This window comes from Arcobacter pernae (assembly GCF_049472135.1).
Classification (GTDB): Bacteria; Campylobacterota; Campylobacteria; order Campylobacterales; family Arcobacteraceae; genus Arcobacter_B.
Map to the genome: position 1 here is coordinate 21,552 of NZ_JBMOVV010000009.1, position 24,759 is coordinate 46,310.

Sequence of the window (24,759 nt, forward strand, 5' to 3'; positions counted from 1 at the left end):
ACTAAAATTATTAATTCACGGTTTTATGGGATCTTTTCCTATAAAATCGGATTTACAAGCAAAACTATAGAGGAATAATTTGATTATATTTTTCTCATTTTTTGTTCAGAGAAGTAAAACTGAACAAAAAAAACTGCACAGTAACTGCACAGTTTTAAAATCAAAAAATCATAAACCTAAATAAGACATCTCATTTTTCAAAAAACACTTAATACTATTCAATAAGATTCATAGCTATTGATAGATATATAAATTAGAAAAATACAGCATATAAAATATGCTCTTTTGCATCACATTCGTAGTGTTTATTACAATGTTTTCATATATCTATATTTAATTCAAGTTCCTTCTCACTCAAAATTTCACTAAACTTTGATAAAGTATTTGGAATATCTTTTTGCAAAGCTTGAACTTGCGAAGTGACATCAACTATTTTGAAAAGTTGGTTTATATCTAGTTCATCACCTCTTGTGTACTCACTATTTATATGAACTACATTTGTACTATTTATTTTATAGCCCATTGGTTCAAGGGCATTTTTAAGTACATAATACTTTATAGATACATCGTGTATATAGATATCTTTTACCTCTGCAGAGCTTTTTACTTCGTAGATATTTATAGTGTTGTCGGTGATATTTAGTATATCTACCATGATAAGTATTCCATCGAAGTTGAATGTAGCTTCGTAGATATTTGATATGCCCTCTTCTAAAAACTCTTTTGTAGTAGATATCATCTCATCAAAATCTTTTGTATATGATACTTCTTTTCCATCAGGAAATAAAGTGCAAGCTAAGTTGCCTACTATATTTCCTGTTTCAAATATAGCTTGTGCAGACTCGTCAGGAGGTGTTAGTACACTTGGCTTATATTTTTTAAGCCAAAGTGATTTGGGGCATTGGATGCCTTTTGTGTAGAGGGATTTAGAGAGGTTCACTTGAATATTCTTCAATATTTTTTAAAATCTCACTTCTATCATTTAAAAATGTACCCTTTTCTTTCCTTTTCGCTCTATTTATATCTCCTTTAAAGGATGTCCAGTTAAAACTTGTTGTAATCATCCAATCCCTATCACAAATTAATATTTTAGAATGATCAGGTACATTACGCGTAATATATACCAATAAGTTATTATATTTAGCTCTCATTTTATCAAAGAATTCTTTTGATTCTTTATCTAAATCTTTTATTTCTCCCATACCATAATTAAACGTAATTCTTACATTTCTTTTTAATGCATCTTCTATGTAGTCTTTTTTTTCCTTTATTACATTCCAATTGATCCAAGGGGAAACTATTACAACTTCTTTTTTTGAATATTTAAATGCATAATCAAAAAACTTAGGATGTTCATATGTACTTAATTGAGTACCATTATCTAAGTTATCTATTTCAGAATACTCTTTTATAGTTTTATCTTTTGATAGTTCTAGATGTTCTTCCTTAGCAAGTTTTGATAAATCAAATAAATTCTTTCCTTTTTGTTCAAAATCACTAACTATATTAGTTAACTCATCGTTTGGTTCACCATTATTTAAAATTAATATTTTTTTAGGATTATTTTCATTCTTAAAAAAAAGTGCATAATATTTTTTATGAAATTTATATGTATCTAATATTTCTTTTATTTCATATATTTCTTTCTCTTTATTATTTGTACTTTTTATACTTTCAAACAATACTGTCTGTAATGCTTTATTATTAACATTTTTATCCAATGTTTCAGTTTTAGGATATGGTATTTGTACTCTTAAATTGTTTTTATTTTTAGATTTGTCTTTTTTTCGCTCATCTGTTATGTCTATAGAAATAGGAGTACCTAAAATAGCATCTAAGAGTACATATCTGTCATCTTCTTGAGTTGTAAGTATTCCACTATCATTCAGTACTTTAATACCTGCATCTGTTAAAGTTAAAATAGGTGTTTCTACAAAAAGTTTATCGATATGTAAACGTGCAGCTAATTCTTCAAAGACTTCTTTATCTAGAGCTAAAAAACTTTCTAGTTCCTTTAAATCATTTATACCTTCTTTTATAGCACTTAAAAAAATCTCTTCTATTATTGATAATTTTGTTTTTTCTCTAAAAATACAATTACATATGATTTTAAAATAAGGATAATAAAATTCTTGAATATCATACAACTCATATTTTTCATCATGATAATATTCATAATATTTTCTTGTAAGTATTTCCTTATATTCTATAGTATTTTGTATATTATTCATCTGTCACCTCTTTAATTTCATAATAATCTTTATCTTGACTAATCAATTCAATAATTTTTTTACATGGATTATTTCCTTCTTTTGAATTACAACTATAAATAAAATTTGCATCACCAACTAAAAATAATAACTCTTTTGTTCTTGAAAGTGCTACATTTAACCTCTTTTCATCAGCAATAAACTCTATATTTACTTTTGAATTAGATTTGCTTCGTACCATGTCATAAATAATTATATCTCTATCACTTCCTTGAAATGCATCTACTGAATTAATATCAATATCTAATTTATCAAATTTTGATTTCATTTGTCCAATTGAAGATTGTAAATTATCTCTCTGAGTCAAATAAGGTGTTATAATTCCCACAGATTTATATTTATCATATTTAATTGCATTTAATTGAAGTTCCTTTAAGATATTTATAATAACCTTTTTATTTGTGTTATTAGTTATGTTTCCATTACCCTTATGTTTTTCAAATCTGCCTTCAATATTTGAAGTACTGTAGAAGTAAACTTTCTTTTCAAAGTCTAGTTGATGCTCTCTAACTAAATCATCTTTAGTTTCAATATTTCCATCATAAAAAACTTCACTATACAATTTAGCAATACTTGAATGTGAACGATAATTATATTTTAAAAAATGTTTAAAATCATTATGCTCTATTTTCTTATATAGTTCTTCAAACAGTGTTGTTTCTAAATCTTTTTTGTTGTAGTCTATCATTTTTGATAAAACGGTATTATCAACAATTGGTGGTAATTGGTTATGATCTCCTACTAAAATAAATTTTTTTGCTTTTCTAAGTGGTATCATCAACTCAGGTAAAGTTGCTCTACCTGCCTCATCAACAATAATATAATCAAACTCTATACTTCTAAAATCTTGCCAACTACTTATTCCAACTAAAGTCCCAAAAATTACTCTTATTTTTTTAAATAAAAGTGTTTTTAACTCATCATCACCTTGAAGTATAGTATTCCTCCATCTTTTATGAAGAGAGTCTAGCTGTTCTCCTTTTAAAAAATAGTTTGTATTATCGTTATCCAATCTTTTTTTTACTTCTTGTAAATAACTATAAAAAACTGATTCTTCATGATATTTTAGTGCTGTATCAGAAAATTTACTTTTATCATTACCAAATCTGACAATTTTATTTTCATTTTCACATATTTTTTCCAATACGTTATCTACTGCTTGATTAGATTGTGAAGTAACCAAAATTTTAGCTAACTTGTTTCTTTTCAAAATTTGTTGAATTATTTCTGTTATTACTGTAGTTTTACCTGTTCCTGGAGGTCCTTGAATAACAAGGTATTCACCCATTTCTAAACTAAGTGCCTTTTCAACTGCTTCTTTTTGATTCTCATCTAACCTTTTATTAACAAGAAAATCTATATCTATTTTAGGAATTTCTCTTTTTGGTGCAAGGGAGTTTGGATTAGAAATCTTACCCAGTAAGTTATCAATAATCGTACTATTACTTTTTAAATCCTTTATTGAATACTCTTGCTTATTTAAAACTCCACTACTACGAGCATAATCAAAAGATATTTTTATTTCATCTGGAATTTTTGATATTTCTTTATCATGTTTTAAATTTATTTCTTTTTTTATAACACTTATGTTTTGTACATAGCATTGTGAATTAAACTTATTTTTTTTATTTAATCCTTCAACTATCACATCATCGTTTTGTTCAAAAAAATCATCCTCTTCTTTTTGTTTGATTAAATATTCTGGATACATAAAAAACAATAACTCAGCATTAAACTTTAACTTTTTCATGTTAGTTTCAATTTCTTCATAGTTTGAAATCAATTTTTTCTTTACATCTTCTTTTTTCTTCTTTTGCATAATTGAAAGTTTTTTTGCTATATCATTTTTACTGTATTCAAAAAAGAAGTTTTCAATCAAACTATTTAATAATTCAACTAAATCTTGGTTATTCGGATCATCAATAAAACCATCATTGAATAGTTGATGTATAAATTTCTCTTCTATTGTACTTTTTAAATGTTCTTTTCTAATCTTAATATTAGATTGATTGATGACCTTGGCTGTAAACTCTTTTTTTGCCTTCTTTATATTTTCTGTATATGCATATAAAAAAATATTCTTTTTATCTAAAATTGCTCTTTCAATTTTTAACTGCTGTTCTGTTTTTGTTAAAAAATCTTTTTTTTCTTTTCTTTCTTCTTTTTCTTTTGTTTCTTTTTTATCTAATCTAATTAACTTATCAATTAATTCATCAGTTAAATTATATTTAGATAAAGGATGTCCTTCTGATAATATAAATTTATCTTCGAGTATATGCCCATTTTGTTTAATCGAATCTGGTACTCTTTGAGAATATCTAAAAACATAAAAGTGATCATTACTTTTAATTCCACAATAAAATACTAAATCTTTAGTACAAATTTTTACTTGATCCCTATCTTCTTGATCTTTACCATATTCTACATATTTTATTTCATTATTAAGTTTCTCATTTATAAATTCTAATACATCCCAAGGAGATTTATTATAATCTTCAATTAATTGCTTTTTTACTGTTTCACTAAGGTTTAACTCATATTCATTTTCAAAATTAAAGAAACTCAAAATATTGTTTATACGAGTGATAATTTCTTTAGCATTGTCAAACCTATGATTTCTATCTTCATATGTCATTTGTTTTAGAATATTTTTCAATTCTTCATTTTTACCATCTGTAAAAAAAGTTATACTATCTATTAACTCTTCTATAGATATTTTTTTTTCTATGAATTTATTAAATAATTGTTTTTCTACTAAAGTTTCAATTATTGTAACACCCAAAGAATAAAAATCTGAACGTAAATCTACATCTAGATTATTCTTCTGTTCAGGACTTGCATACCATAGTGATAATTCACTTACTGATTTAGTGATAGTATTTGAAATAGTTGCTGTCCCAAAATCTAATATATAAGGTTCGTTGTTATAATTTACTATTATATTATTTGGCTTTATATCATTATGAGTATAATTATTCAAATGAATATAATTTAATGCATCCAATATCTTATTTATAGTTTTTAAGAAATTGTATTTTTCTCTATCATTATTTAAATTTCTAAATGCAGAAGAAATAGTTTCACCATGAATAAACTTAAATAGTAAATAATAATTATCTTCATCTTCTTCTGATTTTTCAATTTTCACTACATTTTGATGAAGTAATTTTTCTAAAGCTTTTATCTCATGAAGATAAATTGTAGAGTATTCATTACTATTTTTTGGATATACTTTTACTATTAACTGTTCATCTTTGAGATTTTTTACTAATAATACATTATCTTTTATTTTTTTAATTAACTCATAACTTTTTAACAAATTTTTATCCTTAAATATTATTTATAAATCCAAAACACTCGTCCCATCACCTCGAGGTTCTACCTTTATCTGCAATGGAATTCTCTCTTTTAGTGCTTCTACATGGGAAATCACACCTACCATCTTTCCTGAACTTTGAAGCTGATTTAGTGCATTAGTGCTAACTATCACTATCTAGTGTATTCTCGACTAAAATAATTTTACTGTTATAGTATTATTTATTTAGTTGATAAAAGATTAAAAAATATATTTTTATAACACTATTTTATAAATATATACATAATTATTATTTATTTAATTTTTCTAATATTTTTGAATAAAAAATCATATTTCAACACTTATATCTACCAAACTTTTACTCTTTAAATAACTGTTAAACCACCTATTTTCAGCTCTTTTTTTATTTCATAAAAAACTTGACGCAATTTGAATTTTTTGATGTATAATTCGCAAAATAATCTAGGAGAAAAAAATGTCAACTTTGACAATTGGCAATCACACTTTAAATCACTTTGATCTTAAAGCTAAAGAACAAATGGATAGCTATTTAGAACTATTAAAAGTAGATTTAAGTGATTATACTTTTGCTGGCAATTACATCTGGCTTTCAACAGCTACAGGTTTTTACACTATTATAAATGACACATTTTGTCTTTTTATTCTAAACTCAGGAGAGCTATCTATGCTTCTACCTCCCCTTGGAACAAAAGAGAAAACTTATGATGCGATGCTTACTTGTTTTGATATTATGAATACACACAACAGCTCAAAACACTACTCTAAAATCGAGTATGTACATGAAAATCTTCTTGAAGGTTTTGTTGATTATTTAGAAGAAGGTACATTGATTTTTGATATGTTAAAAGACTTTGTAATAGAAAAGAAGCTTATTGATTATATCTACAAAGCGCAGAATCTTATTGATTTAAAAGGTGATTCATATAAGTCAAAAAGAAACGAGATAAACAAATTTAAAAAAGTTTATGAAAACTATAGATTAGAAGTTCTTGATATAAACAAACACAAAGATGGAATCATCTCACTTTTCAACAAATGGGTTAAAGATAGAACTATTTATATGCCAAAAGAAGAAGTTGAGATATTTTTAGATGGAATATACTTTGAAAGATTTGCAGTAAAAAGATTGTTAAATGATTATGACAAGCTTGATGTAGTTGGAATGGTTTTATATATAGATGATGAAATCAAAGGTTTTACTGTTGGTGAGAAAATCAATGCTACAACATCAAGTATTATCATAGAAAAAACAGATTTTGAGATATTAGGTTGTGCTCAATTTATCTTCAAAGAGTTTACAGAGTACCTAAGAGAACTTTATGGAAGTGAGTATATCAATGTTGGAGATGATATGGGATTTGAAAATCTTAAAAAAGTTAAGATGTCATACAGACCATACATGCTGATTCCAAAATATACTATTTATCAAAAGATATGATAAGAAAAGCTTTAATCGATGATGTAAAAAACTTACATCATCTAGAAAGCTCTATTTTTTCAAAAGATGAGTTTGGAATCTCACTTAGCAGTTTTTATTACCATGTAAAAAGAAACCCTATTTTTGTATATGAAGAAGATTCTAAAATAGGTGCTTATATATTATGGCTAAAAAGAAAAAACTACTACAGGCTCTACTCTATTTGTGTAGATAAAAGCTTTCAAGGTAAAGGAATAAGTAAAAAGTTATTGTTATTTTCTTTTGAACAGTTGGATAATTCAAGTTACCAATTAGAAGTAAAAGTAAACAATAGTATTGCTATTTCTTTATATGAAAAGTATGGTTTTAGGATAAAAAAAACTATCAAAGATTACTATCCTAATAATATTGATGCTTTTTTAATGATTAGAGAAAAAGATGTTAACACATTATAAAAAACTATTTTTTGAAGTAAAGAAATCAAATTTCTTATACCTTCAATCAATGACACTTTTTTTAGTTACTTATATAGACTGGGTTTTGATACCATATATTACTAAACTTGAGGGAACTTATCTTCCTATATTTATGATAAGTTTCTTCATGCTTTTAGGAGCACTTGATGGTATCGTTCAACCCTTATTTAAAAATATAAAGATTTATAATATATATCTATTTACAATACTACTTGATATTATTCAAATAAGTACTTATTTGGTTGTCTCTTACGATATTATTATCTTTACATATATAATTTTATCTATCTTTACTATTCAAGCTGTTACTTTTGAAATTGCAAGGGTTCATACAGTTGATTTTATGCAAGATGAAGAAATAGAATTAAAAGACTATTTAATGCTTAGATCTTTTATGATTTCAATAGCAGTTGTATTAGGAAGTTTAAGTGCAATGTTATTTGATTTTTTAAAAATAAGACTTGAAGATATACTAATTTTTTGTTCAATATTAGGTGTATTAGCTATCATAATTCAATATAAACTTTATATGAAGTTTAAGAAAAAAGTCTTTAAAAATAGCGGTATTGAGATACAAAAAGAGAAAACAAATCTTTTTGAAAAATTTAGATAAGTAAAATATTGTAAATAAGTTTTAACAATAAACTAGATAATATTAGTAAGATACATAAATAATTTTTATATTAGGTTTTTTACTATGAGACTAAATAATGCTTTTTTCAATATTTTCAAAAATAGTTTTTTAAGAAACATCTTTATTTTTACTTGTTTATTATTGCTTTTAATTCCTACATTACTTTTTAACTTTATGAATGAGAATTTTCAAAAAGAAATGTATTATAACATTGAAGATGACGCAAAAAGAGTTGCAAAACATATTGAAACAGAACATTTCAAAGTACATGAAAAAATATTTTTAGAAAACATTGGCAATGTTGTAAAAGACTTCAACATATATAAACTTAGATATTTTGATAAAAATGGCTATATTACAGCCTCAACTGATAAAAAAGAGATTAATACAAAATCAATGAGTAAACCCTTTTATGAGATAGTTACAAAAGGGATTATCTACCATAAAGTTGTTCAAAAAGGAATGCAAGCAGAAGATGGGAAAATTATTCCACAAGATGTTGTTGAAATCTACATTCCTCTTATGAAAAACAATGAATTCAAGGGAGCTTTTGAACTTTACTACAACATAACTCAAAAACTAAAAAGATTCAAAGAGATTCAACTAACAATGCTTGCTATTCAAATAGTAGTACTTGCTATTATCTTTATACTTTTAATTATTATTATGTATAAAGCAAGTGTAAATGAACTTGAAAGAGATGAAAAAGAAAAAGAACTTTTAAAACAAAAAGAGCTTGCAAATAAAGCTAGTCAATCAAAATCAGACTTTTTAGCAAATATGTCCCATGAGCTTAGAACACCACTAAATGCAATCATTGGTTTTAATAAGATTCTTCTTGATGATGAAAAAGACGAAGAAAAAAAGAAAAAACTATCTATTATAAATAGTAGTTCAAAAACTCTACTTCAACTAATACATGATGTTTTAGATATTAGTAAAATAGAGACAGGAAAAATAGAGCTTAATAAAATAGAATTTAATTTTATTGAAGAAGTAAAAAGTATATGTGAAGGATTTACATATCAACTAAATCAGAAAAGTATATTTTTTGAGTTAAATATTGATGAGAATATTCCAAAAACAATTGTGGCAGATAGTCTTAGAATCAAACAGATATTTCTAAACCTTATGAGTAATGCAATAAAATTTACACCTAAAAATAAATGTATAAAAGTAAATGTTGATTATGATTCAATCAAATCAATAATTACAATAAATGTTTTAGATGAGGGAATAGGTATAGAAAAAAACAAACTTGATTTAATCTTTGAAAAATTTACACAAGAAGATAGTAGCACTACAAGACTATATGGTGGAACAGGTCTTGGATTACCTATTAGTAGGTCTCTTGCAAACATCATGAATGGTGATATTTTAGTAAAAAGTATCAAAAATCAAGGTAGTACTTTTAGTTTCTATTTTCCTATTGATTTAAGTGAAAAAAGTGAATCAATTGAAGTTTTAGATGATAAAACAGATAAAAATATAAATAAAGAGATTAAAATCTTACTTGCAGAAGATAATGAACTAAATCAAATGCTATTTGTAGAGATTCTAAAAGATTCAAATGCCCAAATTACTATTGCAAACAATGGAATAGAAGCATTAGAGTATTATAAAAGTAAAGATTTTGACATCATATTCATGGATGATAAAATGCCTGAAATGGATGGAAGAACAACTATTGAAAATATAAATAAACTAAATGAAAAACACCCTCCTATCATAGCTTTTACAGCAAATGCTTTAAGCTCTGATAAGGAAGAGTTTTTCAGTCTTGGAGTTGTTGACTTTTTAAGTAAACCAGTAGAAACAGATGTTCTAAAAGAGTTAATTATCAAACATACTCAAAATTAAAGTAAAATAATTGTAGCAAGTCCTAAAAAGCTAAAGAAACCTACCACATCAGTAACTGTAGTTAAGATTACAGTACTTCCAATAGCTGGGTCAATTTTTAGCTTTTCTAAAGTAAGAGGAATTACTGCACCAAAGAAACCTGCACTTAAAAGATTTATTACCATAGACATTGCAATTACTAAACCTAATAATGGAATATTAAACCAAAAATATGCGATTAAACCAATAACAAAAGCAAAAATAAATCCATTTACTAAAGATATGACCACTTCTTTATAAACAGTCTTTTTTGCATCCTCATTGCTAATATCACCCATAGCCATTTGTCTTACTGTTACTGTTAAAGTTTGTGTTCCAGCATTTCCACCCATAGATGCTACTATTGGCATCAATACAGCAAGAGCAACTAAAGATTGAATAGTTGTATCAAATAAGCCAATTACAATGGAAGCAGCGATTGCTGTAAGAAGATTTATTCCAAGCCAAAAAGCACGGCTTTTCCCAATTTCTAAAATACTCTCTTCTTGCTCTGCACTTTCATTAACACCTGCCATGTTATAGATTTGTTCAGTAGCACTTTCTTGGATAATATCATAAATATCATCAGAAGTGATTCTTCCTATAAGTCTATTTCTTTCATCTACAACAGGAAGAGTTGTTAAGTTGTAGTTTGTAACTATCTCAACTGCCTCTTTTATATCATGTTTATGTTCAATACTATAAAGCTTTAGTTTCTCTTCATTTATATCTGAAAACTTTAAATCATGGTCAAAAATAATCAACTCTTCTAAACCAATAGAACCTTTATATTTTCCTTTGCTATCTACTAAATGACAATGCCAAATATTATCAAGTTCACCTGTTTCTTTTAGCTCTTTTAATCTTTTTATTGCAATTCCTATTTCTTCATCAATATTTGCACTAAAAAGCTCCATTTGCATATAAGATCCAGACTCATTCTCTTCATAAGAGATAAGTTGTTCAATATTATCTTTGTCATCTTCATCAAGATTTTCTAAAATAGTTTGAGCAACCTCTTCGTTTTCTTCACTTAAATTTTGAATAAAAGTTGCAGCATCATCAGTATCCATATTTGAAGTTATTGTTGTTAACTTCTTTACACTTACATACTCACTTATTTCTTCTTGAATATATACAGGCATTTCTGCTAAAACTTCTGCAAAAAGAGTACTTGGAATTTTTTTTACAACTAAGACATAAGTATCAAAATCAAGATTTCTTAACTTCTGTAATTGCTCTGACATATCATAAGGATGAACACTTATTTCTTCTTCTTTAAACTCTTGCACTTCTTTTAGAATAGCTTCTTTTAACTGTTCAATTTGTACTTTTTTATCTTCCATTTATTTTCTTTTATTAAATTATTTACTTAACACTAATTAATTTATCATATTATTTATAATTTAGCGTTTAATTTAAATTTATTTGTGATAATATTTGATTAAACATAAAAGGCACTACATGGAGATTTTATATATTATCTTGTTTCTAATTTTAGTATTAGGAATAGTTTATTATAAAAAAACAACTAAAGAAAATACGCAAAACTCTTTAAAAAAACTAAGTAAATACTTCAAAGGTTCTAATTTTTCAAATATAGAAACACTTGAGTCTTTAAAAGAGTCTTTACAAATAAAAGAATCAAAAAACTATACAAAAGCTATAGAGATTATTGTTGATGATGCAAAGCATAAATTTGATATTTTATCAGAATACAGAGTAAAGCATAAACAAGGTTTTAATAAATTTACTCTTATAAAAGTTGTTTCAAACTGTGTGATTGATTATTCATTAAAAAAAGATTTTGATTTGAATAAATCTATATGTTTATTACTTATAACTTTAGAGTCGCAAAAACTTAAAGATACTACACAAGAACAAAGAGATGATGAAGAGATTTTAGAGGATTTTTCTTCTTTAATTGAAGGTTTCATCACTAGATACAAACAAAGAAAAAACAGCTAAAGATAAATTTTTTATTATAAGATTATTTTAAGAATAAAAATCCTTTTTTTCGATTATAATTCCGAAAAAAAAGGATTGATTTGAAGAATTTTTTTGTAGAAAAAAATATGCCTCCACTAATAAAGTTTATTATAGCTTTAACATTATTTGTACTTGTAAAAGATTTTAACACTATTAACTCATTTAGTAAACTAGCTGTTGCTTTGTTAGAGTTTATTATTATTTTAGAATTAGTTAGAATGCTTATTGAATTTTTACTAAGTGATGAAAATAGAATTAGAATGAGACTTATGATAGATTCTACAATTGTATTTTTTATAAGAGATATTATGCTTATTGTAAACGATAAGTTTGATGCAACAAAAGTTTTTTCTATTTTAGGAATAATAGCTATTTTATTTGCTTTTAGAATCTTTACAGTTAAATATAGCCCTTCATTTTTCGAAAAAGAGTATACAAAAAAAGAAACAGATGAATAATATTCATCTATTTCTTAATAAACTTAAACACCGATTTTATCTCTTTTGATTCTTCTTTTCTTATTAGGCTCAACAGGTGTTACATTTTTTTCAATATAGTCCATAATCTTACCAGCTATATCAATTTGTGTTGATTTTTCAATTCCTTCAAGCCCTGGAGAAGAGTTAACTTCCATAACTAAAGGACCTCTACTTGATGGAATCATATCAACTCCACAAACTCCAAGTCCCATAGCTTTTGCAGCAGCTAAGGCAGTTGATTTTTCTTTTCTTGTAAGTTTATGAGCAACTGCTGTTCCACCTTGGTGTAGGTTTGACCTAAAGTCACCTTCTGCACCTTGTCTTCTCATGGCTCCAACAACTTCACCACCTACAACAAAAGCTCTGATATCAGCACCACCTGCTTCTTCTATAAACTCTTGAACAAGTAAGTTTACATCCATGCCATAAAAAGCATCAAGTACAGATTTAGCTGCTTTTTCACTATCAACTAAAACAACTCCAACACCTTGTGTTCCTTCTAAAATCTTAAGAACTAAAGGTGCTCCACCACTTAGAGCTATTACGTCTTTTGAGCTTGACATATTTGATGCAAAAACTGTTTTTGGCATATCAACGTCATTTTTAGATAAAACTTGTAGACTTCTTAACTTATCTCTACTTCTTGCGATTGCTAAATTTCCTGATGTACTAAATACATCCATCATTTCAAAGTGTCTAACCATTGCTGTTCCATAGAAAGTTCTACTTGCACCTATTCTTGGAATAATTGCATCAGGAGTTGGTAAAACTTTTCCTAAATAGTTAATAACTAATTCACCTTTCATAATCTCAATCGTACATTTTAAATAGTCAATTACTTTTATTTCCCAACCTCTTTGCTCACCAGCTTCAACCAATCTTTTTGTAGAATAAAGGTTTTTATTTCTCGATAATACATAAACTCTCATTACTTCTCCTGTTTTGATAAATAATCTTGTGAAACATCTACAAGAAATCTATTTTTTAAAAATAATCGACCTAATAACATAGGAAACTTCATATCAGCTCTATTTGTCAAAGAAATAACAGTACTATACTCTTTTCCAAAGAAAGCAACTTTTACTTTTATAGATGGTCTTTCTTGAACAACACCATTTGAACTTTTTACCTTTTTTAGTTTATATAAAGGCATTTTCATAGTTTTACCATGATAAGCGGGATGTACCTCATCTAGTAATTTAAAATGAACAAAGTTTTCGTCATCAATAAAGATATCATCACAATGTAAAGCATTTGAATCAGCTCCAGTATCAACCTTCGCATCCAAATCATATAAATCCAAATCCAAAATAGAGATAATCTCTCTTCTACCAATAATAGTTTTATCTTTCATTTTATTAACCTCACAAAATAATATTATATAAATGATTAAATAATAGAATACTATTGCCCTTTAAATTCTATAAAGTAGTACACAGTTCATATAAACTATAATTACTTTAATGAAATACTACATATATGACTTGGAAACCTTCCCAAATATCTTTACTTGTGTTATGCAAAATGCTCAAACAAAAGAGCTTAGAGTTTTTGAGTTAAGCATAAGACAAAATGATTTAGCAAAACTTCTAAAAACTTTAGAATGGCTAAGTAAAACTGATAAAATACTAGTAGGATACAATAACCTAAACTTTGATTACGCAGTACTTCAATACATCTATAAAAATGCTAAAAAGTATGAAATAAAAGAGCTTATTTATAAAACATTTCTTTTTGCTGATGATTTAATAAAAAACAACACCATATATAAAGAAGACAAAGATTCTATAAAGATCAATCAACTTGACCTTATGAAAATACATAACTTTGATTATAAAGCAACAAGAGTTAGTCTAAAAGTTTTAGAAGTAAATATGTGCATGGACTCTATTGAAGATTTAAATTTTACTATTGGTGAAAACCTAAAAATAGATGAATTTGATAATCTTATCAAATATAATAAACATGATGTTGAAGCAACCCTACTTTTTTTCAATCACTCCTTAGAAGCTATAGAGTTTAGAGAAAGTTTAAGTTCAAAATATAATGAGTACATGCTTAACTACAGTGATACAAAAATAGGTAAAAGATACTTTATACGAAATCTTGAAGAAAAACTTGGTAAAAACATCTGCTATATAAACGGCAAACCAAGACAAACTGTAAGAAACTTTTTAAATTTTGGTGAGATTATATTTGATTATGTGAAGTTTGAGAGTTATGAGTTTCAAGCTCTTTTAAAATACCTAAAAAAACAGTACACAAACGATATGTCAAAAGTCTTTTCAAATATCAAAAAAGAAGACTTAGAAGAGCTATCATCTTTTTGTACATTAAATGCCAAGAATGAAGCTTCCTCTTTACATCTTAACTATAAAGATTTCTTTTTTTACTTTGGGACTGGTGGACTTCATGGAAGTGTAGAGGGAAAGTTTTATGACCAAAGTGATGAATACTTAATCATAGATGTAGATGTTGCTAGTTACTATCCATCTATTGTAATACAAAATGGGCTTTATCCAGAACATCTAGGAGCTGAGTTTGTAGATATATACAAAGAAATAAGAGATATGAGATTTTCATATAAAAAAGGAACTTCTCAAAACAAGATGTTAAAACTAGCTCTTAACTCAGCATATGGAGACACAAACAATAAATTTAGTCCATTTTATGACTATAAAATGACTCTAAGCATCACTCTAAACGGTCAACTAATGCTTTGTATGCTTGCTGAAAAACTTATGAGTATAGACTCTGTTTCACTAATACAAGCAAATACAGATGGTCTTACTTTTAAAATAGACAAAAAAGATAAAGCCTTATACGAGAGCATTTCTAAAAACTGGCAAGAGTTTACAGGTTTAGAGTTAGAAGAGACTATTTATAAAAAACTATGGATTAGAGATGTAAACAACTATATAGCCCTAAAAGAAAAGGGTGAAGCAAAAAAAATAGGTGCTTATAAATATGAACTTGCTTGGAATCAAAATCATTCATGCCTTGTGGTACAAAAAGCTGTTGAAGCTCATCTTTTAAAAGGTATTTCAATAGAAGAGTTTATACATAATCATAGAAATAAATATGACTTTTTACTAAATACAAAAGCTACTAAAAACATTGACTTAGTACTTGAAAAAGTTTACTCCCTAGAAAAAACCTATATGAAACTGCCAAATACAATAAGATATTTTATAAGTAAAAATGGATTTCCTTTAAAAAAAATCCTTCCACCTCTAAATAATAATAGCGAGCCAAGAGTAATAGGAATAAATGTAGGTTATAAAATAGAACTTTGCAATAATATAAATGACTTTTCATATGAGTTTTTAGACTTTGATTTTTATATAAAAGAAGCCTATAAACTAATAGAGCCTTTCAAACAAAAACAAGAATCACTTTTTGATTTTAACTAATAATTTTATTATTTTTAATAATCATATGATATTATAACAGTTAATATTACACACAAGGTTCAAAATGACAAATGAGTTTTATTCTTCAAGGGCTTTTTCTCTTCCAAGGCGTTTTTTCACAAAGAATTTTTCTAAATTAAAAGAATTTAATGACAAAAAACTATTACATGAAATATTTGATAATAATAGATATGTAAAAAGAGAAAGACTTCTTACATTCTCACTAGGAGAAATAGAACTTAGATTATTTGATAAAAATATCATATTAGAACACAAAGTATTAGTTCATTCTTCTGATAATATAGTAGTTATTGCAAACATCAAATCAAAAGAGGCTTTAACTCTTAATGAAATAGAAAAGATAAGAGATAACTGGATTCCAAAAGAGAGTATATTTTCATATGGTGAAAATCCTTTAAATATACGAGATATTTTAAACTATGGACTATTTTTATTTTTAGCAAAATTAGAAAATAAGAATTTGAGTATTGAAGAGTTTTTAAAACTTGAAGAGTTAAAAAAATATGAATATGAAGATAAAGATATTCAAACTATTGAAAAAATATATAAATACTTTTCTATAAAAAAAGACTACTTTTATATTCCTTCTATGTATGGAACAAGTTTTTTAATAAACAACGACAACTGGGATAAGTTAAACATATCAAATCAAAAAACTTTAGATGAAAATACAAAACTATTTTTAAATAGGAACTATACTTTTTTATCTCACAATGAAAATAGTATTTACTACTGCTATTGTGTTTCATTTTTCAATCTTTTAAAACATCTAAAAAATAGAATAGGAAGTGAAACATCACTTATGTTAGATGATATAGCCTCAACTTCAAAGAGTGACTATCCTGAACTTTTAGAAAGAAGTTCTCACTTACAAAGAGAGCTTACAGTTAATTATGATGAGTTTAACAATATAAATATTTGGCATAATGAACATCTTCTTAAACTATCAAAAAATATTAGAGCTGAGAGTGGATGGAATTTAGCTAAAGAGTTTGAAGAAAATCATAATAAACTAAAAGACTTTATAGAATTAACAACAGAGATGTCAAAAGGTAAATTCCAATCATTTATGGATACAATCTCACTACTTATTGGTATTTTAGGTATTTTTGCATTCTTCGATTTAGTTCAGGTTCTAAACTCTGAACCATACAAAGATATACACTGGTTAGTTTCATTTACTATAATTATTATTTTACTTCCAATCTTCTTGATTTTTATGGCAAAAAAATCTAACGCCTTTATGAGATTTATAAATAAATTTTTATAAATAATTAGCTTGGTAAATAAAAACCAAGCTAATTTATCTTCTTTATATTCGGTTAACAAACTTTTGATAACATAGCAACATGAAAAAGATAATTTTTATCCTATGTATAATTACACTACAAATTTTAACAGCAAATTCAAATACTAAAACTATCCTGTTTTTAGGAGATTCACTAACTGAGGGCTTAGGAGTATCAAAAAATCAAGCCTATCCAAACTTAGTACAAGAACTAGCAAAAAATGAACTAAACAAAAATATCAAAGTTATAAATGGTGGAGTTTCTGGCTCAACTACAAGTGATGCAATATCAAGACTAAAATGGTACCTAAAAAGAAAGCCTGATATAGTTTTTGTAGCTCTTGGGGCAAATGATGGACTTAGAGGTTTAAACCTTACTCAAAGTCAAAAGAACCTAGAAGAGATTATAACTCATGCCAAAAAAGCAAATGCAAAAGTACTATTAGCTGGTATGTTAATCCCGCCTAACTATGGCCCTGCTTACTCAAAAGAGTTTGAGCAAATGTATCTAAAAATCAAAGAGAAATACCAGCTTAGATTTATGCCATTTTTACTAAAAGATGTGGCAGGAGTTCAAGAACTAAACCAAGCAGATGGAATACATCCAAACCCAAAAGGTCATAAAATCATGGCAAAAGAAGTTTTCAAGTTTTTAAAGGAAGAGTTATAATGCTACAAATCAAATCACTTAAAAAATCATACACTCAAGGCGCACAAGAAGTAAAAATCTATGAGGATTTAAACTTTCATATGAAAAAAGCTTCAAGAGTTGCTATCATGGGAAAATCAGGAAGTGGAAAATCAACCCTGCTTTCACTAATCTCAGGTATTATCAAACCAACATCAGGTGATATCTTACTTGATGGTGTTTCATACAAAGATATGAAAGAAGAGCAGATAAATGACTTTAGAGCTTCAAATATAGGCTTTGTATTTCAAAACTTTCATCTTGTTTCATACTTAAATGCCTTAGAAAATGTAATGCTTCCTGCAAAAGTATGTGGTATAAAAAATCCAAAAGAAAAAGCAGTTGAACTTCTACAAAGTGTAGGCTTAGGACATAGACTTGATCACTTACCATCAGAACTAAGTGGTGGAGAGAAACAAAGAGTAGCAATAGCAAGAGCTTTGATACATAATCCAAAGATAATTCTAGCAGATGAACCAAGTGGAAACTTAGATGAAGAAACAGGAATAGCTGTGATGGATAAGCTTTTTGAGTTAATCAAAAAAAACAATACAACTTTGATTTTAGTAACTCACTCAAAAGATGTAGCTGCTAGATGTGAAGAAACTTATTCACTAAATCATGGAAACTTAGAAAAATGTTAGTAGCCGAGCTAGTTTCAAAAGCCCTTAAAAGGTCAAAATCCTTTAGTCTTATTTTTATACTAAACTTTTGTTTGGCTATTGCTTCACTATCTTACTTGCAATTTTTTAAAGGAAGTATCGATACTTCACTTGATACAAAAGCCAAAAGTTTACTTGGAGCTGATTTAGTAGTAAACTCTAGATTTCCAATAAGTGATAAACAAAAAGAACAAGTAAAAAACCTACTTCCTCAAATCAAAAGTTTTGATGAAGGTATCTCAACAGTAAGTATGGTGGCTTCAGAAAAAAGAGCTAGACTTATGGAGCTTGTGCAAATAAATAAAGGTTTTCCATATTATGGTGGTTTAGTTTTCAATGACAGCTCAACTTATCCAAAAGAGCAAGCCCTACCAAAAGAGAATGAAGTTTGGGTATATCAAGAAGTTTTAGATTTACTAGGACTTAGTCTTGGAAGCACTCTTAAAATAGGAAGTAAAAACTATACTATTGTAAAAGTCATAAAAGAAGATAGTCTTAAAAACATAAGTTTTAGTGGCTTTATGCCAAAAGTATATCTAAGTGCTAAAGGTCTTGAAAGAAGTGAACTTCTAAAGTTTGGCTCTACTGCTAGATATAAACTAAACTATCTTTTTGAGCAAAACCTAAGTAATGATAAACTTGAAGAGATAGAAGAACAAATAGAAGCAAAACTTGATAGAAGTCTTAGAGTTCTATCTCCAAATGATGGAAGAGATAGACTAATAGCCGTTCTTAGCTTCTTGACAAACTTCTTATCACTTGTATCTTTGATTTCATTTTTTTTAGGACTTGTGGGACTTATATATCTATACTCAGGCTTTTTGAAAAAACATGAAAAAGATATTACAGTTCTAAATGATATTGGAGTTAGTAAAAAAAACCTTATCATGACTTACTTAACTCATCTTTTTGTACTTATATCAATAGCCACTGTTCTAGTTTTTGCTTTTATCACAGCATCTTCTCAGTTCATAGGACCATTTGTTCAAAAGTATATTGATTTTAGTTTTGATTTTAGTCTTGATTATATGTTTTTTGTGAAGTCTGCTGTGGTGCTTTTTGCTTTAAGTTTGTCTATTGGGCTTCCTTTGATACTACCACTTGTACAAAGACAAAAAAGAAAACTATCAAGAGTTATCATAAGTTTTACTCCTTTTACTGTGTTTTTACTTGTGCTTTCACACTTTGTAACGCCAGCTCGGAATATAGGATTTTTCTTTGCTTTAAGTGTACTTGTAATCATCGCCCTACTTTTTGCTATAGGTTCTTTTGTATTAAAAAGATTTGATTTTTCAGGACACCTTGATAACCTAGCTTTATCACTGGCTCTAAAAAACATCACAAGGCAAAAAAGAACTTCACTTACGCTATTTAGTGCCATACTTTTATGTACTGCATTTTTTAGTTTGATACCGCAAGTTGGAAGTTCTTTATCAAATGTCTTATCAAAAAGTGTAGAAGAAAGACCTAGATTTTTTGTAGTTGATGCAAAAGAAGAGCAACTATCAGATATAAGTAAAGAAGTTGAAAAACTAGGAGCAAAACTAGAAAATATAGCCCCAATGATTCGAGCAAGGGTTCTTAAAATAAATGGTAAAGAACAATCACAAGAAGGCCAAAACGCAAGAAACTCAGCTGTAAACCTTTCATATAGAAGTGATTTGAAAACAACTGAGCAAATACTAGAAGGAAGAGAATTTAGTGGAGTTTATAACTCAGCTGATTTCTCAAAACCTATTGAGTTAAGTGTTGAGAAAAGATATGCAAAAAGAAGAGGTATAAGCTTAGGAGATACTGTAGTATTTGATGTCTTAGGACTTGAAGTAGTTTCTAAAGTAGTAAATATAAGGTCAGTTAAATGGACAGAGTTTACTCCAAACTTTTTCTTACTACTACAAGAAGGAGCTATAAATGACGCTCCAAAAACTATGCTAGCAACTATTTCTACAGGTGACTATGACGCTTCAAAAATGCTACTAGCATTAACAGATAAGTTCCCTAGTCTTACTGTAATAGATGTGAAGAGTTTGTTTGAGTCATTTGCCACGGTGGTTGATGATGTTACAGCTATTACTGAAAAGATGAGTTTTTACTCTGTTGCTATTGGGCTTCTTATGAGTTTTATCATCATACAGTATCAAATGAACTTACAAAAAAATAATATCCTAAGACTAAAGATGATAGGTATAAAAAATAAGACTATCAAAAACTCATTTTTATTGGAGTTTGGTCTTATAGCAGTTAGTGCAAGTAGTATAGGTATCATACTTGGAAGTATTGGTTCTTACTTTATAAGTAGTTTGCTTTTTGAGTCGTATTGGGATTTTAGAGCTGATATACTAGTGCTTTATTTCTTACTAATACCAATACTTACTATTTTAGTTGTAAACTTTTTTACATCTAAAATCATACATCAAAAAGAGAATGTACTTTTTGGAGAGTGATTAGACTTTTTAAAATTTAAGACTTAAAAGAAAAACTTTTAGGTCTTCTCTTTTTTATTAAAATTACTTATTGTTCTTTATTTCTATCAACTCTAAAAAGTTTTCTAAGTATTGTTCTATTGAAGTTATTGTTATTTGAATATTTGATTTTGAAAATGATAGACAAAAATAGCCGATAAGAGAACTTAAAATACTATCTATAAATTTTATAGAGTCTTCTTTTATTTTTTTATTTTCTATTGCTTCTTTTATTATTTCTTCTAAAAACTCATAGTTTTGTTTATACCATTTATCTTGAAAAAACATAAAAGCACAATTTGAACTATAGTAAGAAACTCCAATTAATTCTTTAAATATTTTTCTGTATTCATTATATTTTTCTTCATATGAACTTAGCGCTAAGATTTTGATTTTTTCTTCAAAACTATTAGCTTTTGAAGCAAGATTCTTTACTTCTAATAAATATTTTTTATGAAGTATATTTGCTAGTTCGAGAACTATATCTTCTTTATTTTCAAAATACTCATAAATTGTACCTTTCCCTATATTTGCTTCTTTTGCTAAAGCTGAAATAGTAAGCTCTTTTATACCTTCTTGCAAGATTATACTCTTGCAAGAAAGGGCTATATATTCTCTTTTTTGATGTTTTGAAAACTTTGCCATTTTAGTTTTTACTCTTACTTAATTTTGAAACTAAGATATAAAATAATGGAATAAATATAATAGCTAAGAAAGTAGCTGCTAACATTCCACCAATTACTCCTGTACCAAGAGAGTGTCTACTTGCTGCTCCTGCTCCACTACTTAAAGCTAAAGGAACAACACCTAATGTAAAGGCTAAAGAAGTCATAATAATAGGTCTTAATCTTATCTTAGCAGCTTCTACTGCTGCTTCTACTAATCCTAATCCTTCTTTTTGTTTTTGAAGAGCAAACTCTACAATCAAAATAGCATTTTTAGCAGCAAGTCCTGCTAAAACCAAAAGTCCAACTTGGAAATAAATATCATTTTCAAGACCTCTTAAATGTGTAGCTACAATAGCACCAAAAATAGCAAAAGGTACAGCAAGTAGTACAGAAATAGGTAATAACCATCTTCCATATTGAGCAGCTAATATTAAAAATAATAAAACAATACCAAAGATAAATGCCTGAGCACTACTACTTGAGATTTGTTTTTCTTGATATGCTGTACCAACCCAACTAATTGTATATCCTTGAGGAAGAACTTCTTTTGCAACTTCTTCTATTGCATTTAAAGCATCACCTGAACTATATCCAAGTGCAGGTTGTCCAGAAACTTTTGCTGCTTGAAAAAGATTAAACCTCTCTATAATATCTGCACCAACAATAGGTTTTACAGTTACTAAAGAACTAATAGGAACTAACTTCCCATCTTTTCCTTTCACTAATACAAACTTAAGGTCTTCTTCACCTTTTCTATAATCTGCTTTTGCTTGAAGATTTACTTTATATGTTCTTCCATATAAGTTAAAATCATTTACATAATAACTTCCAAAAGTAGTACTTAAAGTATTGTAAATATCATCAACTCTAACCCCTTTTGCTTTAGCTTTTTTTGTATCAACTAAAATTCTATATTGAGGAATGTTTGGATTCAAAGAAGTTCTAACACCTTGTAGCTCTTTTCTTTGATTTGCTTTTGCAACTATTTGATTTACATATTTACTTAAGTCTTCTACTTTTCCACCACTTCTATCTTGTACATACATCTCAAATCCACCTGAGATACTCATACCCATAATTGGAGGAGGTAATACCCCAAAAGTAAATCCATCTGATGTTGCCATAAGTTCTTTATTAAACTTTTGATTAATCACACTTGCATGCTGCGATAAATCAGGTCTTTCATCCCAATCACTAAGCTTAATAATAGTAGCAGCTGCATGTGTTCTTTGACCAAATGTAACTAAATCTAATCCTGCTAAAGAAACAACATCTTCTACGTTTTCATCTTTCATTACAATTTGATTTATCTCATTTGTTAAATTTTCCGTTCTACTTAAAGAAGACCCCGGTGGGTTATAACTAAATAAGAAAATTGTTCCTTGATCTTCTTGAGGAACTAATCCAGTTTTTAGATCTTTCATCATATCGTATGACACAAAAATCAAACCACCAAAAAGTAAAATACTTAAAATAGAGTATCTAATAGTTTTTTGTACTAAATAAGAGTATTTTTCAGTAGCTTTATCAAACATTTTATTAAACCAAGCAAAGAAACCTCTTGGTTTTTGATGATTATCTTTTAACATAATTGCACATAATGAAGGAGTTAAAGTTAAAGCAACAAATCCTGATATGGCAATAGAAACGACAATTGTAATAGCAAACTGTCTATACATTTCTCCACTTAATCCACCCATAAAAGCAACAGGAATAAATACAGAAGATAAAACTAACACAATAGCAATTAATGCACTTGATACTTCTCTCATTGCTTTAAAAGAAGCCTCTTTAGCACTCATTCCTTCACTCATATGTCTTTCTACATTCTCAATAACAATAATTGCATCATCAACAACAATACCAATTGCTAATACAAGACCAAATAAAGTAAGTAAATTTATACTAAATCCTAAAGCATACATACCAGCAAAAGCACCAATAATAGATACAGGTACTGCAAGTACAGGAATTAATGTTGCTCTCCAATTTTGTAAAAATAAGAAGATAATAGCAATAACTAAAATAATAGCTTCTAAGAAAGTTTTAGCAACTTCTTTAATAGATATCTCAACAAAGTCTGTACTATCATAAGGTATTTTATATTCTAATCCAGCAGGAAAAGTTTTGCTTGCATCTTCTAATACTTTTTCAACTGCTTGTGCTGTTTCTAAAGCATTTGCTCCACTTTGTAAAAATATTCCAATAGGAATAGCAGGAGAGTTATTTAATTTAGTAGTCATATTATAACTTTGTGCACCCAACTCTATAGTTGCTACATCTTTAAGTGTTAATGCACTACCATCTTCATTTGCTCTAATTATAATATTTCCAAACTCTTCAGGAGAACTCATTCTCTCTTGTGTTTGAAGTGTATAAGTAAACATTTGTTTATTTATTATTGGCTCAGATGCAAATTTACCTGCTGCATATTGAGCATTTTGCTCTTTTATTGCATCAATAAGCTCAACAGTTGTAAGCTTTTGTTTAGCAAGTTTTGCAGGATCAATCCATACTCTAATAGAATAATCTTTTGCACCAAATATTGTAGCATCACCTACACCATTTATTCTTTTTAAATCATCTACAATATTAATTAAAGCATAATTTGACAAATATTTTATATCATGGGCATTTGACGGTGAATGTAACATAATTACTTGTAATAAACTAGGAGACCTTTCTTGTACATTTACTCCTTGTCTTTGTACTTGTTCAGGTAACTTTGATAAAGCTGTTTGAACTCTATTATTTACATCAATTTTTGCATCATTAGGGTTAGTTCCAACTTCAAAAAATACATTGATACTAACTGTACCATTATCAGAAGCTACAGAGTTCATATAAATCATACTATTTGCACCATTTATTTTCTCTTCAATTGGTGCAGCAACAGTTTTTGCAATAGTCTCTGCACTAGCTCCTGGATAAGCAGCAGATACAATAATCTGTGGCGGAATAACTCTTGGGTATTGCTCAACTGGTAGATTTATCATTGACATTGTTCCAACTAAAACAATAATGATAGAAACTACAGCTGAAAATACTGGATTCTTTATAAAAAATGAAGAAAACAT

The 24,759-nt window shown here is 27.5% G+C and carries 19 protein-coding genes; 11 read left to right on the top strand and 8 right to left on the bottom strand.

What is annotated here, in order from left to right; genetic code table 11:
* Nucleotides 1-319 precede the first annotated feature (319 nt).
* The 3 genes from ACH5BF_RS10670 to ACH5BF_RS10680 are packed head-to-tail and all read right to left on the bottom strand — an operon-like array spanning nt 320 to nt 5,589.
* Entirely contained in the window at nt 320-940 is a 621-nt protein-coding gene (locus tag ACH5BF_RS10670) for a hypothetical protein (protein WP_423274222.1), read from the bottom strand.
* Nucleotides 927-2,231 (bottom strand): phospholipase D-like domain-containing protein, encoded by a 1,305-nt coding sequence (locus ACH5BF_RS10675; protein WP_423274223.1) that lies wholly within the window; start codon nt 2,229-2,231, stop codon nt 927-929. Before ACH5BF_RS10675 ends, ACH5BF_RS10670 begins: the two co-directional genes overlap by 14 nt.
* Entirely contained in the window at nt 2,224-5,589 is a 3,366-nt protein-coding gene (locus ACH5BF_RS10680; RefSeq protein ID WP_423274224.1) for an AAA domain-containing protein, read from the bottom strand. Before ACH5BF_RS10680 ends, ACH5BF_RS10675 begins: the two co-directional genes overlap by 8 nt.
* A gap of 472 nt (nt 5,590-6,061) precedes the next feature.
* Here ACH5BF_RS10680 and ACH5BF_RS10685 point away from each other — a divergent pair, with 472 nt between their 5' ends.
* From ACH5BF_RS10685 to ACH5BF_RS10700, 4 genes are all read left to right on the top strand, one after another.
* The gene (locus ACH5BF_RS10685; RefSeq protein ID WP_423274225.1) at nt 6,062-7,045 is read left to right on the top strand and encodes a DUF2156 domain-containing protein; all 984 of its coding nucleotides are present in this window, start codon (nt 6,062-6,064) and stop codon (nt 7,043-7,045) included.
* Complete coding sequence (locus ACH5BF_RS10690) at nt 7,042-7,479, top strand: GNAT family N-acetyltransferase (protein WP_423274226.1); 438 nt, start codon at nt 7,042-7,044, stop codon at nt 7,477-7,479. Before ACH5BF_RS10685 ends, ACH5BF_RS10690 begins: the two co-directional genes overlap by 4 nt.
* On the top strand, nt 7,463-8,113 hold the full coding sequence (locus ACH5BF_RS10695; protein ID WP_423274227.1) for a hypothetical protein: 651 nt from the start codon (nt 7,463-7,465) through the stop codon (nt 8,111-8,113). The genes ACH5BF_RS10690 and ACH5BF_RS10695 overlap by 17 nt, the downstream gene beginning before the upstream one ends.
* An 84-nt stretch (nt 8,114-8,197) precedes the next feature.
* Nucleotides 8,198-9,994, top strand: coding sequence for an ATP-binding protein (locus ACH5BF_RS10700; RefSeq protein WP_423274228.1), 1,797 nt, complete (start codon nt 8,198-8,200; stop codon nt 9,992-9,994).
* Here ACH5BF_RS10700 and mgtE read toward each other — a convergent pair.
* A complete protein-coding gene (gene mgtE, locus ACH5BF_RS10705; RefSeq protein WP_423274229.1) occupies nt 9,991-11,358 on the bottom strand; it encodes a magnesium transporter in 1,368 nt (455 codons plus the stop codon). The genes ACH5BF_RS10700 and mgtE overlap by 4 nt on opposite strands.
* A 118-nt stretch (nt 11,359-11,476) precedes the next feature.
* Here mgtE and ACH5BF_RS10710 point away from each other — a divergent pair, with 118 nt between their 5' ends.
* Nucleotides 11,477-11,980, top strand: a complete 504-nt coding sequence (locus ACH5BF_RS10710) for a hypothetical protein (RefSeq protein ID WP_423274230.1) — start codon at nt 11,477-11,479, stop codon at nt 11,978-11,980.
* Nucleotides 11,981-12,060: 80 nt separating this feature from the next.
* On the top strand, nt 12,061-12,459 hold the full coding sequence (locus ACH5BF_RS10715) for a phosphate-starvation-inducible PsiE family protein (protein ID WP_423274231.1): 399 nt from the start codon (nt 12,061-12,063) through the stop codon (nt 12,457-12,459).
* A 23-nt stretch (nt 12,460-12,482) separates the two neighbouring features.
* On the opposite strand, the gene rimK is transcribed toward ACH5BF_RS10715, so the two are convergent.
* The gene (gene rimK / locus ACH5BF_RS10720) at nt 12,483-13,409 is read right to left on the bottom strand and encodes a 30S ribosomal protein S6--L-glutamate ligase (protein WP_423274232.1); all 927 of its coding nucleotides are present in this window, start codon (nt 13,407-13,409) and stop codon (nt 12,483-12,485) included.
* The gene (locus tag ACH5BF_RS10725) at nt 13,409-13,834 is read right to left on the bottom strand and encodes an ATP-dependent zinc protease family protein (RefSeq protein WP_423274233.1); all 426 of its coding nucleotides are present in this window, start codon (nt 13,832-13,834) and stop codon (nt 13,409-13,411) included. Before ACH5BF_RS10725 ends, rimK begins: the two co-directional genes overlap by 1 nt.
* Nucleotides 13,835-13,943: 109 nt before the next feature.
* Between ACH5BF_RS10725 and ACH5BF_RS10730 the strand changes: the two genes are divergently transcribed.
* From ACH5BF_RS10730 to ACH5BF_RS10750, 5 genes are all read left to right on the top strand, one after another.
* Nucleotides 13,944-15,893: a hypothetical protein gene (locus tag ACH5BF_RS10730; RefSeq protein ID WP_423274234.1), complete on the top strand. Its 1,950-nt coding sequence runs from the start codon at nt 13,944-13,946 to the stop codon at nt 15,891-15,893.
* Nucleotides 15,894-15,957: 64 nt separating this feature from the next.
* Entirely contained in the window at nt 15,958-17,184 is a 1,227-nt protein-coding gene (locus tag ACH5BF_RS10735) for a hypothetical protein (RefSeq protein WP_423274235.1), read from the top strand.
* A 79-nt stretch (nt 17,185-17,263) separates the two neighbouring features.
* On the top strand, nt 17,264-17,872 hold the full coding sequence (locus ACH5BF_RS10740) for an arylesterase (protein ID WP_423274236.1): 609 nt from the start codon (nt 17,264-17,266) through the stop codon (nt 17,870-17,872).
* A complete protein-coding gene (locus tag ACH5BF_RS10745; protein ID WP_423274237.1) occupies nt 17,872-18,534 on the top strand; it encodes an ABC transporter ATP-binding protein in 663 nt (220 codons plus the stop codon). Before ACH5BF_RS10740 ends, ACH5BF_RS10745 begins: the two co-directional genes overlap by 1 nt.
* Nucleotides 18,528-20,996: an ABC transporter permease gene (locus ACH5BF_RS10750; RefSeq protein WP_423274238.1), complete on the top strand. Its 2,469-nt coding sequence runs from the start codon at nt 18,528-18,530 to the stop codon at nt 20,994-20,996. The genes ACH5BF_RS10745 and ACH5BF_RS10750 overlap by 7 nt, the downstream gene beginning before the upstream one ends.
* Before the next feature lie 63 nt (nt 20,997-21,059).
* On the opposite strand, the gene ACH5BF_RS10755 is transcribed toward ACH5BF_RS10750, so the two are convergent.
* Both ACH5BF_RS10755 and ACH5BF_RS10760 read right to left on the bottom strand, forming a co-directional pair.
* Nucleotides 21,060-21,659, bottom strand: a complete 600-nt coding sequence (locus tag ACH5BF_RS10755) for a TetR/AcrR family transcriptional regulator (protein WP_423274239.1) — start codon at nt 21,657-21,659, stop codon at nt 21,060-21,062.
* 1 nt (nt 21,660) lies between these two features.
* Nucleotides 21,661-24,759 carry an efflux RND transporter permease subunit gene (locus tag ACH5BF_RS10760; RefSeq protein ID WP_423274240.1) on the bottom strand — a complete coding sequence of 1,033 codons (3,099 nt, stop codon included), beginning with the start codon at nt 24,757-24,759 and terminating at the stop codon, nt 21,661-21,663.